11 protein-coding genes are annotated in these 14,932 nt (G+C 46.3%); 5 read left to right on the forward strand and 6 right to left on the reverse strand.

Going from position 1 to position 14,932, the window contains the following annotated elements:
* Positions 1-53 precede the first annotated feature (53 nt).
* Positions 54-632, reverse strand: a complete 579-nt coding sequence (locus AB4496_RS12000; RefSeq protein WP_009845783.1) for a hypothetical protein — start codon at positions 630-632, stop codon at positions 54-56.
* A gap of 212 nt (positions 633-844) precedes the next feature.
* A complete protein-coding gene (locus tag AB4496_RS12005; RefSeq protein WP_009845782.1) occupies positions 845-2,443 on the reverse strand; it encodes an isocitrate lyase in 1,599 nt (532 codons plus the stop codon).
* 141 nt (positions 2,444-2,584) lie between these two features.
* Here AB4496_RS12005 and AB4496_RS12010 point away from each other — a divergent pair, with 141 nt between their 5' ends.
* Both AB4496_RS12010 and AB4496_RS12015 read left to right on the forward strand, forming a co-directional pair.
* On the forward strand, positions 2,585-3,538 hold the full coding sequence (locus AB4496_RS12010) for a LysR family transcriptional regulator (RefSeq protein ID WP_009845781.1): 954 nt from the start codon (positions 2,585-2,587) through the stop codon (positions 3,536-3,538).
* A gap of 174 nt (positions 3,539-3,712) precedes the next feature.
* On the forward strand, positions 3,713-5,896 hold the full coding sequence (locus AB4496_RS12015) for a malate synthase G (protein ID WP_009845780.1): 2,184 nt from the start codon (positions 3,713-3,715) through the stop codon (positions 5,894-5,896).
* Between the two features lie 211 nt (positions 5,897-6,107).
* Here AB4496_RS12015 and AB4496_RS12020 read toward each other — a convergent pair whose 3' ends face one another.
* Together AB4496_RS12020 and AB4496_RS12025 are read right to left on the reverse strand one after the other, a co-directional pair.
* Positions 6,108-7,535 (reverse strand): NAD-dependent succinate-semialdehyde dehydrogenase, encoded by a 1,428-nt coding sequence (locus AB4496_RS12020; protein WP_102257525.1) that lies wholly within the window; start codon positions 7,533-7,535, stop codon positions 6,108-6,110.
* Between the two features lie 212 nt (positions 7,536-7,747).
* Positions 7,748-8,536 (reverse strand): IclR family transcriptional regulator, encoded by a 789-nt coding sequence (locus AB4496_RS12025; RefSeq protein WP_004731927.1) that lies wholly within the window; start codon positions 8,534-8,536, stop codon positions 7,748-7,750.
* 153 nt (positions 8,537-8,689) lie between these two features.
* Between AB4496_RS12025 and pta the strand changes: the two genes are divergently transcribed.
* Both pta and AB4496_RS12035 read left to right on the forward strand, forming a co-directional pair.
* Complete coding sequence (pta, locus tag AB4496_RS12030) at positions 8,690-9,763, forward strand: phosphate acetyltransferase (protein WP_009845778.1); 1,074 nt, start codon at positions 8,690-8,692, stop codon at positions 9,761-9,763.
* A gap of 68 nt (positions 9,764-9,831) precedes the next feature.
* On the forward strand, positions 9,832-10,596 hold the full coding sequence (locus AB4496_RS12035; RefSeq protein WP_009845777.1) for a TSUP family transporter: 765 nt from the start codon (positions 9,832-9,834) through the stop codon (positions 10,594-10,596).
* An 84-nt stretch (positions 10,597-10,680) separates the two neighbouring features.
* Here the strand turns inward: AB4496_RS12035 and AB4496_RS12040 are convergent, their stop codons facing one another.
* Together AB4496_RS12040 and AB4496_RS12045 are read right to left on the reverse strand one after the other, a co-directional pair.
* The gene (locus AB4496_RS12040) at positions 10,681-12,399 is read right to left on the reverse strand and encodes a cobaltochelatase CobT-related protein (protein ID WP_032555084.1); all 1,719 of its coding nucleotides are present in this window, start codon (positions 12,397-12,399) and stop codon (positions 10,681-10,683) included.
* 3 nt (positions 12,400-12,402) lie between these two features.
* Positions 12,403-13,386, reverse strand: a complete 984-nt coding sequence (locus AB4496_RS12045) for an AAA family ATPase (RefSeq protein ID WP_009845775.1) — start codon at positions 13,384-13,386, stop codon at positions 12,403-12,405.
* 262 nt (positions 13,387-13,648) lie between these two features.
* On the opposite strand from AB4496_RS12045, the gene xsc reads away from it, so the two are divergent.
* Positions 13,649-14,932, forward strand: a 1,284-nt coding sequence (xsc, locus tag AB4496_RS12050) for a sulfoacetaldehyde acetyltransferase (protein WP_372131034.1), incomplete at its 3' end; no start/stop codon positions are given.

Consider the following 14,932-nt stretch of genomic DNA (forward strand, 5'->3'; position numbering starts at 1 on the left):
GGCTCCTAATTAGGAGCCATTTTTATTCTACTTAGAGGCGTTTTTAAACGTTATTAGTTTGCCAATGCGGGTTCCGATAACTCTTGAACACAAGCTCGGCTGATGTCTTCATCAATGTAGGCCATCCCAAGTTTATTCAGATAGTCCATACGATCCGCAGTGCGAAGCTCGATGTCGGGGCCTGCAATGTTGTTGGTTTGATAAATTTCAGTGAGGTGAGACATGAATTGCTCACCCACACTCATCATCAATAGGCTCATTGCGCCCACGTCCGGCCTTACTTTGGCACGTTGCTTTTCCGATAGGTTTACCGCTAACACGATAGGCTGTTCTTCACCTTCGAAGCGAACACCTCGCTCACGAACGGTTTGCTGAGCCCAGTAGTAGGCCAGTTCTTTACTCTGTGTTAAGAAGACGGGCTCAACGGATTCTGTGTAATTATTGCCAATCGTTGCCATGGTTTTTGAAGCGGCTTCATTGAGCGCTTTGTCTCCAGAGCGCTTTAGCCCTTGACCTTGAATAGACGCGAGTAAAGCTGAAGATGTGCCGTGATACCAAGTATCACCCGTTGCGAAACCATTTTCTGATAACAGTGTTTTTGCATCTTGTAGGTGTGTCGGTATTGAAGTCATAGGCACTCTCAAAAAATAAGAATCTCAACAAATAGGAATCTGAACAAATATGTATACAGTTAGCTTAAACAGAAGTTGTTCGGTTAACCGTGGTGTGGAACACAAATCTGAGGCTTTGAGATAAAGCTGGCAGTAGTAGCTTTATCTCAAAGCCTTCCCCCGGATCTTACCTAAGTAAGAGAGAAGGGCGGGGGAGGCTTTAGCGTTAGCGATTAATCAAATTGATTAGACGTATTCGCTTCACCCGCTGCTTTTAGTGCATTTTCACCAGCAAAGTATTCTTTGTGGTCATCACCCATGTCTGAACCAGACATGTTTTGGTGTTTAACACATGCGATACCTTGGCGAATCTCTTTACGTTGAACATTAGCAACGTAGCCCAACATGCCTTGGTCACCGAAGTATTCTTTTGCAAGGTTGTCGGTAGACAGTGCTGCTGTGTGGTAAGTCGGCAGAGTAATCAAGTGGTGGAAGATACCCGCTTCGCGAGATGCGTCCGCTTGGAATGTACGAATCTTCTCGTCAGCGCTTGCAGACAGTTCAGTTTCATCGTATTCCGCACTCATTAGGCTTGCACGGTCGTAAGCTGATACATCTTTACCTTCTGCTGCCATTGCATCGTATGCTTGTTGGCGGAAGTTTAATGTCCAGTTGAATGATGGAGAGTTGTTGTAAACCAGTTTCGCATTAGGGTGAACTTCACGTACGCCGTCCATCATCTCTTTGATTTGACCGATGTGTGGTTTCTCAGTCTCAATCCAAAGAAGGTCAGCACCCGCGTTGATTGCTTCAATACAGTCGAATACACAGCGGTCTTCACCCGTACCTTCGCGGAATTGGTATAAGCCTGAAGGCAGACGCTTAGGACGAACTAGCTTGCCGTCACGATTGAAGCAAACATCACCTTCAGCCATATCTGCAACATCAATCTCTTCAACATCTAGGTATGAGTTGTAGATATCACCTTGGTCGCCAGGTTCTTTCACTACCGCGATTTCTTTTGTTAGGCCAGCACCTTGTGAATCGGTACGAGCAACAATGATGCCGTTGTCGATGCCTAGTTCAAGGAAAGCGTAACGAAGTGCGCGAAGTTTTGCGTGGAAGTCAGCATGAGGAACCGTTACTTTGCCGTCTTGGTGACCACATTGCTTCTCATCGGCTACTTGGTTTTCGATTTGTAGACAACATGCACCCGCTTCAATCATTTGCTTAGCCATTAGGTAAGTCGCTTCTGCGTTACCGAAACCTGCATCGATATCCGCAATGATTGGTACTACGTGTGTTACGTGGTTGTCGATTTTGTCTTGGATTTGGTCTTGTAGATTCACATCACCCGCTTCACGTGCTGCGTCTAGCTGACGGAACAAGCCACCTAGTTCACGAGCATCCGCTTGGCGTAGGAAGGTGTATAGCTCTTCTACTAGGCCAGCAACCGACGTTTTTTCATGCATAGATTGGTCTGGAAGTGGACCGAAGTCAGAGCGAAGTGCTGCTACCATCCAACCTGAAAGGTATAGGTAACGACGGTCTGTCTTGCCATCAAAGTGCTTCTTAATAGAAATCAGCTTTTGTTGGCCGATGAAACCATGCCAGCAACCCAGTGATTGAGTGTATTGAGAGCTGTCTTCGTCGTAAGCCGCCATGTCTGCACGCATAATATCTGCCGTGTATTGCGCAATATCCAGACCTGTTTTGAATTTGTTTTGAGCTCGCATACGAGCTGCAGATTCAGGGTTGATTGCATCCCATGGAGCACCAGCAGCGCTTTTTGCAACTTCAATCTTTTCGATATCTTGTGTAATTTGCGACATAACTATTCCTTAGTTTCACGTGGACATGTTGGCCAATTTGGCGAGGTCATTCGATTTGGATTAAATCTAACCATGGACAAAGAATAACCATGCATGTGATAATTTTGTTAATTTATAGTTATTATATTCGGTATTTTTCTTATGAATATTGCTCGTATAGACCTTAATTTACTTGTGTATTTAGACATGTTGCTACGTGAAAGAAACGTAACACGAGCAGCAAATCAGTTAGGAATCACTCAGCCAGCCATGAGTAATGGCCTGCGTCGATTACGTGATCTATTTGAAGACCCGCTGTTGGTGAGAACCAGTGAAGGGATGATACCGACCGAGCGAGCACATAAACTGCAGCCATTGATTAGAAACATCTTGGCGAATGTAGAAAAGACATTGCAGCCGACCACGGAATTTAATGCAGAAGACAGTGAACGTGTGTTTCGTATCATGGCGAGTGACTATGCTGAGTCGACCATTATTCAGCCGCTATTAAAAAAGTTGAGCGAGATAGCACCGAAAATACGCTTAGATATTATGACGCCAAGTGACGTGAGTTATCAGGATGTGGAGCAAGGCACTGTTGATATTATCATCAACCGTTTTGACGATATTCCACAGTCGTTCCATCAGATGAGCCTTTGGCACGACGGGTTCTCTTGCCTATTTAGTTGTGATAACCCGATAGCGGACAACTTCGATATTTTGTCTTATCTAAAGGCGCAACATATCTGGGTAAGTAAGACGGGTATGGGCACCGGCGTTGGGATTAACCCAAGCGAAGCGCAAAAGCTTGGTTGGATAGATGAAGCATTAATGCGCATTGGCAAAACGCGTAATATCACGGTGTTCACACGACACTACCTGTCGGCGATTCTCTTCGCTCAACAGAAGAACCTGATCCTGACCATTCCAACCAAAGCAGCACAATTGCAGCGCAACAACCCTCGGTTGTTAATCAAACCTGCGCCATTTGCGATTGAACCCTTTGAGGTGAAGATGGCGTGGAGTCCATTGTTACAAACTAATCCAGACCATCAGTGGATGCGCCGATTGATTAAAAGTGTCGCCAATGAAATAGAGAGTGGTGTGACGGAATAACACAGTTTGTAGGGTATTTTTTATATGAATATCCAGTATAACTGGCATAAATTAGCTAAATTTATGTCCGTTGCGTAAGTTTAAGTTAGTAAAGTAAATTTGAGCTAGTAACGTGAATTTAAGCCAGTTACGTAGATTTAATGAGTAGTCATCAGTTAGTTTGAGAGAGATTTTATGAGCAGTCGTATTCAACAGGGAAGCTTGAACATTGATAGCACCCTCTACCAATTAATTAATGAGCAGGTCATTCCTGGAACAGGCATTGTCGCTGAAGACTTTTGGCAATCATTTGCAACTATCCTTGAAGACTTGGCTCCCAAGAACCGCGCACTGCTTATCAAGCGTGAAGATCTTCAACATCAAATTGACGTTTGGCACCAAGAGCGTGCCGGACAAACGCTAGATGCGGCCGAGTACAAACAGTTCTTACAGCAGATTGGCTACTTAGTTCCTGAGGGTGATGACTTTCAAGTAACGACTACCAGCGTTGAGCCTGAAATTGCAACACAAGCGGGTCCGCAGCTTGTTGTACCTATTATGAATGCACGTTTTGCACTTAACGCGGCTAATGCGCGTTGGGGAAGTTTATACGATGCGCTCTACGGAACCGATGTCATCAGTGAAAGTGATGGTGCAGAAAAAGGTGGCAGCTTTAACCCTGCACGTGGCGCTAAAGTCGTGAGCTACGCTCGAGGTTTCCTTGATGACGCTGCACCGTTAAACGGTGTATCTCATAAAGACGTCACCAAATACAGCATCAGCAATGTCAGTATTGGCAATACACTGACAGCGACCTTAGACAATGGCGAAGAAGTCACTCTAATCGATCGCAACCAGTTCATTGGTTACCAAGGTGATGCAAGTGCGCCTTCAAGTATTCTGCTTAAGCACAACAATCTACATATTGAAATTCAAATCGACCCGAGCGCGCCAATTGGCAGCGTTGATGTGGCTGGTATTAAAGATGTGCTGGTGGAATCGGCTCTCACTACCATTATGGATTGCGAAGATTCGGTAGCAGCGGTTGATGGTGAAGACAAAGCACTGGCTTACCGTAACTGGTTAGGCTTGATGAAAGGTGACTTACAAGAGTCACTAGAGAAAAATGGCAAGACCATCGTTCGTAACCTCAACCCAGATCGTCAATACACCAGCGTGACGGGAGGCGAGATCTCGCTGAAAGGCCGCAGCATGTTGTTTATCCGCAATGTGGGCCATCTAATGACCAACCCTGCCATTATTGATGCTGACGGTAATGAAGTACCTGAAGGTATTATGGATGGCATGATCACTTCACTAATCGCGATGCATGATTTAAAAGGCAACAGCGCGTACCAAAACTCGACCGCGAACAGCATCAATATTGTTAAACCTAAGATGCATGGCCCTGAAGAAGTCGCCTTTACCAATGAACTGTTTGGTCGCATTGAAGATGCATTAGGCTTAGACCGATTCACGATCAAAGTCGGCATCATGGACGAAGAGCGTCGTACTTCAGTCAATCTTAAAGAATGTATCCGCGCGGCTAAAGATCGTGTTGTGTTCATCAACACAGGTTTCTTAGACCGAACGGGTGATGAAATTCACACCAGTATGGAAGCGGGCCCATTTGCTCCTAAAACACAGCTGAAAACCATGACTTGGATTGGCGCATACGAAGACCAGAACGTTGATCTTGGCTTAGCTTGTGGCCTGCAAGGTAAGGCCCAAATCGGTAAAGGTATGTGGCCAGAGCCGGACAACATGGCGAAGATGATGGATGCGAAAATCGGACACCCACAAGCGGGCGCTAATACTGCTTGGGTTCCTTCGCCAACCGCCGCGACTTTGCACGCGCTGCACTATCACAAGGTAAGTGTACCAAGCCGTCAGAAAGAGCTTCGAGAGCGAGTGAGAGCCAATGTTGATGATATTCTTACTATCCCGCTACTAGGCAACCAAAAGCTGACTGCTAAAGATATCCAAAATGAATTGGATAACAACACACAAGGTATTCTTGGTTACGTAGTGCGTTGGATTGACCAAGGCGTCGGGTGTTCGAAAGTGCCAGATATTAACGATGTAGGGTTAATGGAAGACCGAGCGACATTGCGTATTTCGAGTCAACATATTGCCAACTGGTTACGCCACGGCATTTGCGATGAAGCACAAGTAATGAAAACCATGAAACGTATGGCGGCAGTGGTTGACGAGCAAAACGCTAGCGACCCGAGCTACCGTAATATGGCACCTGACTTTGAAAACAGCATCGCATTTTCAGCAGCGTGTCAGTTGGTATTCGAAGGCTGCGCTCAACCTAGTGGTTACACCGAGCCAGTGCTGCATGCTATGCGTCTAAAACTGAAAGCGCAGGGATAGAGAAGCAACCCAATAACAAAAACAGAGAATGTAAAATACTAAAAAAAAAGAAACCCCCTTTAACCGAGCCCAAGGTGCCGCGCTTTTATAGCGCGGCTTTTTTTGATTCATTTTTGTGGTGAGAAAGGTGGGGAGTGGGGTAGGTTAGTGATCACTAAGACTTAATTATTTCTGAGCCCTAATCACTGCCGAAACCTAGTTGCTACCAACCTTATTTTCCGCCAAAGCAAAGATACTTTATGTCCATGTATTCATCGATGCCTTCTTTTGCGCCTTCACGGCCAATACCTGATTGCTTAACACCGCCGAACGGCGCGACCTCGGTTGAGATGAGGCCATCATTAATACCGACCATACCGTACTCAAGTGCCTCTGCAATGTTCCATACTCGATGAATGTTCTGACTGTAGAAGTACGACGCTAATCCATAAATGGTGTCGTTTGCCATCTCAATAAGCTCTTCGTCTGTCTCGAATTGCATCACAGGGGCGACAGGACCAAAGATCTCTTGCTGAACAATGTCCATGCTGTGTTTCACATTTTTAAGAATGACAGGCTGAAGGAAAAGCCCATCAAGCTCTTGAGTTGGCGTCACAGGTGTCGCGCCTTGTTCTACCGCTCTGTCTATTAATGCTTGGATGTTGTTCTTCGCATTCTGACTGACAACAGGACCAATGGTGACACTTTCATCTAAGCCGTTACCAATCTTAAGCTGCTGAACCGCTTGATCGAATTTAGCCACGAACTCATCGTATACTTTACTGTGAACATAGAAACGGTTTGCACAGACACATGTTTGTCCCGCATTACGGAATTTCGACGCCATTGCGCCTTGAACGGCCGCGTCGATGTCTGCATCGTCAAACACAATAAAAGGTGCGTTGCCACCGAGCTCCATTGAGGTGCGCTTGATGCCTTTTGCCGCTTGAGCCATCAAGATACTGCCCACTCGAGTCGAGCCTGTGAAAGAGATTTTTTTGATCAGTGGATGAGAAGTGAATAGGGTGCCAACTTGCTCAGGGCTGTCGCCAAGCACCACTTGTAATAGATCTTTCGGGATACCTGCTTGGTAAGCCAGTTCAACTACAGCAAATGCAGAAAGGGGCGTCTCGTCTGAGGGCTTCACAATAAAACTACAGCCAGCAGCAAGGGCAGGAGCTGCCTTACGAGTGATCATCGCAATTGGAAAGTTCCATGGCGTAATGGCACATGCGACTCCGATAGGTTGTTTGATGGTTACCAAGCGTTTGTCTGCGACGGTGCTAGGAATTGAATCACCATAAGTGCGCTTCGCTTCTTCGGCGAACCATTCAATAAAGCTTGCACCATAAACCACTTCGCCTGTTGCTTCTGCTAGCGGCTTACCTTGTTCAATGGTCATTAGGCGAGCAAGATCTTCTTTGTTTTCAAGGAGCAGTTGATGCCAACCACTTAGCAATGCAGCACGGGATTTAGCAGGAATTTTTGCCCACTCTTTCTGCGCAACATGAGCACGTTCGATAGCGCTCTCTAACTCCGCCTCGGATGAAATTGGCGCATGCCCAATAAGCTCACCCGTTGCTGGGTTTGTGACTGCAACTGCGTTGTTCGCTTCTGTCACCATAAAAGAGAGTAAGTGCTGGTTCTTAATGTTTAGCATCGTGATTCCTTTGTTGTGATTACTTTAGACGTGTTGCTTATATGCGGGTTGGCGAGTGTTCAAATGACTTCGACCAACCGTTGATTGGTCGAAGATAGTGGTCGTTAGCTCGTTAGCTCGTTAGCTCGTTAGCTCGTTAGCTCGTTAGTTCGTCCGTGCTTAAGTTGTTGCTTTCGAAGCGATAGCCACTCGAAGCGGTCTAAGAAAATGACCTATTGTTGACTCCAATTATCAGACTCTATCTTAGCGAGCGCTTTTGCTGCTTTTTGAAGAGCGGGTAGGTACTTGATCGCTTCATCAGGTTTGACTCGAATTACAGGCGCTTGTATCGCTAGGCCGAGGTTTGATTGACCCGTAGATGACGGGATCAGTACCGCGATACAGACTAAGCCCGGCAAAAACTCTTCGTCATCAATCGCAAAGCCTTGGATTTTCGCTTCTTCGATGTCTTTCTCTAACATCGAATAGTCTGTAATAGTGTTCACTGTGTACTGAGTCAGTGGCACATTTTCAATTAATCGTCTGCGCTGTGACTTAGACATGTGCGCCAAAAACAGTTTTCCGCTTGCTGAGCAATGTACTGGGACGCGAGAACCTGGGTGTAGATGAAAACGAAGGGGTGCTTCAGTTTCTGCACGATCAAGATAGATGATCTCGCCACTTGATAGCGCCGTTAGGTTACAGCTTTCGCCAACTTCTGCTCTCAGGTTTTCAAGAATAGTGCGTCGGGCACTGTGCATGGTGCTATTCAACAATAGGTTTTCGGCAAGCTTTCTGAGTCGAATACCTGAGCTGTAGTGCTTCTCATCGCCGTCTCTTTGAATGATGCCTGCCGCTTCTAACTGCTGAAGCATTCGGTGCAGCGTAGGTTTTGGCAGTCCAGTTTCTTCGACTAATCCTTGAAGAGAAATAAACTCGTCTTTTTGCGCTATCACCTCTAATAGTGCAAAAAGTCGGAGAGTCGGTGTATCCCCTTGAACTGGTGGTGTTTCTGTTTGCATATAATGATCCATCCTTGCGATATGTCTATGCCTAAGAGTGTACATACCAAATCATTATTCTTCAATTATCTGAATAAAATTTGACCTTTTTTATTATTCCAATAATATAAATATAAATTATGGAACAATTAATCTCAATAAATGGAATTTAAGATGAAGGCGATTGAACGGATTATTGATAAGGCTCACTTAGATCGTAAGCGAGTGGTTTTGAGTGAAGCTGAGGACCCGCGAGTACTAGCAGCCGCAAGAATGGCGATAGACAAACAGCTCGCTCACATCACCCTAGTAGGGGATGAACCAGCGATCATCGCTGCTGCAGAATTACATCACATTGATCTTGTAGGCATTCACATTGTTTCCCCACAAGCGTCATCACTCAAAGAAGTCCTCGCTGAGCGGTTGTATACATTAAGAAAAGCGAAAGGTATGACTTACGATGATGCGCTAGAGCTGGTTCTAGACCCACTCGTTTTTGCCAATTTGATGGTCAGAGAGGGGCTGGTGGATGGCACAGTTAATGGTGCGGTTTATACCACGTCTGATGTGGTACGAGCTGCGCTTCAGATTATCGGCCCCGCGCCAGACAGTGAATTGGTGTCCAGTTTTTTTCTGATGATGTTGTGTGAGCCTTTCCATAATCTTAAAGGCGGCATGATTTTCAGTGACTGTGGGTTGGTGATTAACCCTAATGAAACCGAGCTAGCATCGATTGCAGTGGCCGCATCAAGCAGTGCTCAAACGCTACTGATGGAAGAACCTAAAGTCGCAATGCTATCGTTTTCGACCAACGGTAGTGCCAAGCATGAATCGGTCGATAAGGTTCGTAACGCGGCTCAGTTAGTGAAACAACGTTGTCCCGGAATCGCCGTCGATCAGGATGTTCAACTCGATGCCGCGATTGTGACTGAGATTGCCGCGAAAAAGCTGCCAGATTCAGAGGTGAAAGGTCAATCGAACGTGTTGATATTTCCCAATTTAGAAGCCGGTAATATTGGTTATAAGCTTGCGGAAAGGTTAGGTGGGGCAGTTGCGATTGGTCCACTATTACAAGGGTTGAATCAACCTGCGAATGACTTATCAAGAGGGTGTAACGCACAAGACATCTTTAATGTGATCGCGGTGACCGCGGTACAAGCACAGCAAGGAAAAACAGCAAATTCAAAGACTGACGTGGCGGCTGATTCTGAAAAAAGAGATGAATCGACATTTGATTTTAGATACTAAAATCTAGCTCCTGAAGCTGATACTCACATTCAAATCAACCCCCAAAAACAACCTAACTAGGACTGCTGATGGAGTTACCTGTTTTACTCGCTATTCTTGCCACCATCGCGGTGGGTACCTATTTTCAAACTGTCACCGGATTTGGCCTCGGTATCATCGTGATTGGTTTAACGGTTAGCCTTAATCTGGTTTCCTTACCCGTTATAGCCGCTGTGGTCAGTATTGTGACCTTGTTCAATTGCTTGGTCGCATTGATGGGTAAGCCACTGCTTGGGGAACTCAAGATTCTGGTGGTGTTGGTCATCGGTATTATTCCCGGCGTTTCGATGGGGGTGTACTTGCTGGACGAGTTAAGCGAATCGGCCACGCATATTCTCCGAGGACTATTGGGTGCCATGGTGCTATTCGCAGGTTTGAGTTTTATGTTCAAACCTAAAACCAGAAAGGATCGTTCGGCAACTGTATCGTTTTTGTTGTCTGGTTTTAGTTCTGGCTTAGCGGGTGGGTTGTTTGGGATGGCAGGTCCACCGATTGTTTATCATCTTTATCGGCAGCCTTTTACGCTCGATCTGGTGCGAAGCACACTGCTGATGGTGTTCGCTTGTACGTCGATGTCGCGTACTGTCAATGTCTACGCTGCAGGCGACATGGAACAGAGCATACTGTGGTTATCTGCTATTGCTGTTCCCTTGGTGGCGCTTGTCACGATGTTTGCTCGACGTTTCCCACCGCCGTTGTCTAATGATCAACTCAGAAAGTTAGTGTTTATTGTGTTGATGTTGATTGGTGGGTACTTGATGGCGGTCTCTGCATGGTCGTTGTTTTTGGCTTAGAACGTTTTCTTTATCAAAATTATCTTTGAAGGAGGAGGGCTTGATTCTCGTTTAATGCTTGACGTCACCCTCCTCACTGACACGTCAGCGCTTTAGCATCTCAAAGATGTTCCTACATAGCCCGAACAAGCAGCTCTCTTGTACGTCCAAGGTAATGTTGTTGCGGTAGTACGGGCTCAAATCCACTCCCATCCCCACGCCATGAATCTCAATTCCGTTTTTGGTCGACTCACGTTCAATGACTTGTTTGAGGTGGTTATCCAAATAGAACTGATCGTTGGCAGTGCTGGTGGCGGTATCCATTGGGCAGCCGTCTGAGAACACGATCAAAACCTTTCTTTGAGCAGTGTGCTGTTGCAACCGCTGGCTAGCGAACTGCACCGCTTCGCCATCAATCCCCTCTTTAAAGACGTCTGCTTTACGAAGACTCGCAATGCCAAGGCGAGATCGTCTCCAATGCGTATCAAAACCCTTAAACACGATGTGCCGAACTTCGTTCAAGCGGCCTGGGTGTTTTGGTTGGCCTTGTTTAAGCCACTGCCGATAAACCTTGCCACCGTTCCAGTTGTTGGTAGTGAAGCCAATGATCTCAAATGGGATATCAGCCAATCCTACGGATTTGAGAATGGTGTCCATCAGCAGACTTAGCTTGTGACTGTGCTTTTGCATTGAGCCTGAGCAGTCCATCAAAAACGTGATAGCACATTGATGAGATACACCGATATCAGGTTGATAAAAGACAGTGCGATCCAATGGCGACGTGATGAGCTTGGTGATGGTGGGGGCGTTAACAATGCCTTCTTCTAAATGGTCCTGACGTCGGTTCCTCTGTGGTGTGGCAACAAAGCTAGTAAGCATAGCGGCTAAACGGCGAGTGTTTACTTGTCTCGCCATGATGTCATCGGTGAGTTTCTGCCTCAGTTCGAGTAATAGGGCGCGCCTGACGAGTTTATCTGCGGCGACAATTTGATCAAATTCTGAATTAAAGACCTGATAATTCGCACCCGACAACTCGAATACCTTGCTACTGCCCGTGATGTCAGTATCGACGTCTTGATCTTGAATGTCTCCATCAACGATAAGGGCAAGCTGCGCAAGGATTTTTATGTCTTCTTCAACCGTTGGCGTAGCCGAGCTATCGCTCTCTTGCTCTTGGTTGATGAGCTCTTGTGCAAGGGCAGCAAGCTCATTGGCGCAGTGAGCAAACTGTTGTTGGTCGGTTCTATGTTGCTTTAAGCGCTTAAGGTTGTACCCGAAAGTAGGCACGATGCCTGCGCGAGTCGATTCAATGGTCTCAGCGATAGGCTCAGACACCGGAACGCCAGTTAAGCGGGTGTGGATGACTTGCATCAGTGTAAACAGCAACATGCCTATTCGTGATTCGGTAAAGCCATTTTGATGATATTGGTCGCTCCAATACGCAAAGTTGAATTGGATACTGGTGGTCACGCCTTTTAGATAAGGCGGGACTTGAGATTCAATTCGGACCTGTTCGCAGAAGTCGTAAAGCAGACGTTCTATTTCGTTTTGAGGGCGCAATGAATAATGGAGGTCAGCGTCTGAAAGCAATAGTCGCAGTGCCGATGAATCGATCTTACCTTGCATCGATAGCTTGCTGCTTTTTAGCTCGTGGCGAGACACAAAGGTGAGATCGTTAGTATGTGCGGACTGGTAATAACAGGGCTTATTGCCTTTATAGAGACGTTCTCCCCGATAGTTCAGATTGAGTTCGCCACTGATTGCTCTGGCGACAGACACGCCAAGATCGAGGATCTTTTTCTGCTGGGAAGAAACATTGGCCATGGTTTACGACTCCGAGTGGGAATAGTTTTGAGTAGGCGTTTCTAAATCTTCACCAAAGCAACGGAAATAGTATTCGCTAACCAGTTCTTTTTCTTCGTCTTCACAGCGATTTAAGAATGAAAGCCTAAATGCCGTCGCAACATCGTCGAATATTTGGATATTTTCAGCCCAAGTGAGCACCGTTCGCGGAGACATCACCGTTGAAAGGTCGCCAGCCCGAAACCCGTTACGCGTTAATCCTGCGGTGGCGATCATTTTCTCAACCAGTTGTCGGCCACTTTCATTATTCAGATTTGGAAGCTTGGATAACACGATCTTGGTTTCATGTTGTGGGTCTAAATAGTTGAGCGTAGCGATGATGTTCCATCTATCTAATTGACTGTGGTTAAGCACTTGAGTACCCGAATACAAACCTGAAAAGTTACCCAAGCCAAGCGTGTTGCAGGTAGCAAACAGGCGAAAAGAAGGGTTAGGTGTGATCACTCGGTTTTGTTCTAAAGAGGTGTATTTCCCGTCTTGCTCCAATAACTGCTGAATCACAAACATCACGTCAGGGCGACCAGCGTCGTACTCATCTAACACCAGTGCGATGGGTTGTTGAATGCTCTGAGGAAGAATGCCTTCTTTAAACTCTGTTACCTGCATTCCGTCTTTAATGACGATGCTGTCTTTACCTATGAAATCCAATCGACTCAGGTGTCCGTCTAGGTTGATCCTCAAACACGGCCAATTCAATCTCGCGGCAATTTGCTCTATGTGAGAAGACTTGCCCGTTCCGTGCGTGCCTTGTATCAATGTGCGACGATTGGAGGTGAACCCTGCCAATATAGCCAGCGTCACTTCGGGGTCAAAACAGTAATTAGGATCGACTCTCGGCACATATTCACCCGGATGTTCAAATGCCATCACCGTTAGGTTACTGTCGATGCCAAAGCGTTCTCTCACGCTTACCGGCTGCGTTGGTACCAATTCCGCCTCTTTCATCATATTTCCCTCTATATAGCTCATCACTTGTCGCTGCTATCGCGATATGTCATCGATTATTAACAGCTCCAGTTAAGTTAACAGCACTTTTTGTACGAAAAACTACCAATAATGTGATCCAGTTTTATTAATTAGAATGAATTGTTCCAATTTAATATAAAAAGTTGACGCGCAAAAATTCTACTACTAAGGTGAAAATGAATTCGAAAAAGAGACAATTCATTCCGAAAAATGAAATTTTGGTTAACTCAAGGAGAATGGAAGAATGAGCGAGCAAGAAAAACGTACGGTTGTTTCCGGCACAGTAACAATGACACCATCAGAAGCGTTCGTTGAAACTATGGTTGCTAATGATGTTACCGATATGTTCGGCATCATGGGGTCGGCATTTATGGACGCAATGGATATCTTTGCTCCTGCTGGCATTCGATTGGTCCCAGTAGTACACGAGCAAGGCGCTGCCCACATGGCAGATGGTTACTCCCGTGTATCGGGTCGCCACGGTGTAGTCATCGGGCAAAATGGCCCGGGTATCAGTAACTGTGTAACAGCAATTGCAGCTGCGTTCTGGGCACATAGCCCGGTCGTAATTGTGACGCCAGAGACAGGCACTAAAACAATGGGCTTAGGTGGTTTCCAAGAATGTAACCAGCTTCCAATGTTCCAAGAGTTCACTAAGTATCAAGGACACGTAACGCACCCAGATCGTATGGCGGAATACACAGGCCGATGCTTCGACCGTGCGATGAGCGAAATGGGTCCAACTCAGCTAAATATTCCTCGTGACTACTTCTACGGTGAAACTCAAACTGAAATCCCTAAACCAGCGCGTTTAGACCGTGGTCCTGGTGGTGAGAAATCTCTGAATGAAGCAGCAGACTTGATAGCTGAAGCGAAATTCCCAGTCATCATTTCCGGTGGCGGTGTGGTAATGGCTGATGCAGTTCAAGAGTGTGCGGCATTAGCAGAAAGACTAGGTGCACCTGTAGTGAACAGCTACCTACACAATGACTCTTTCCCTGCGAGTCACCCATTATGGTGTGGTCCTTTAGGCTACCAAGGTTCGAAAGCAGCAATGAAATTGATGGCTCAAGCGGATGTGGTTATCGCTTTGGGTACACGTCTTGGTCCATTTGGTACCTTGCCTCAACATGGCATGGACTACTGGCCGAAGAACGCGAAAATCATTCAGATTGATGCAGACAACAAGATGCTTGGTCTGGTTAAGAAGATTTCGGTTGGTATCTGTGGTGATGCAAAAGCAGCAGCGGTTGCTCTATCTGAAAGGTTGGAAGGTCGTGCACTGTTGTGTGATGACAACAAAGGCGCTCGCCAAGATACCGTCGCTACAGAAAAAGCACTTTGGGAAAAAGAGCTTGATGAGTGGACACACGAACGTGACTCGTTCAGCTTAGATATGATTGAGGAAAACTCACACGAGACTCCGTTCTCTGGTGGTGAATACCTACACCCACGCCAAGTACTGCGTGAGCTAGAAAAAGCGATGCCTGAAGACGTTATGGTCTCGACGGATATCGGTAACATCAAC

This window comes from Vibrio sp. 10N.222.46.A1 (assembly GCF_041473595.1).
In the GTDB taxonomy this organism is placed as follows: Bacteria; Pseudomonadota; Gammaproteobacteria; order Enterobacterales; family Vibrionaceae; genus Vibrio; species Vibrio tasmaniensis_A.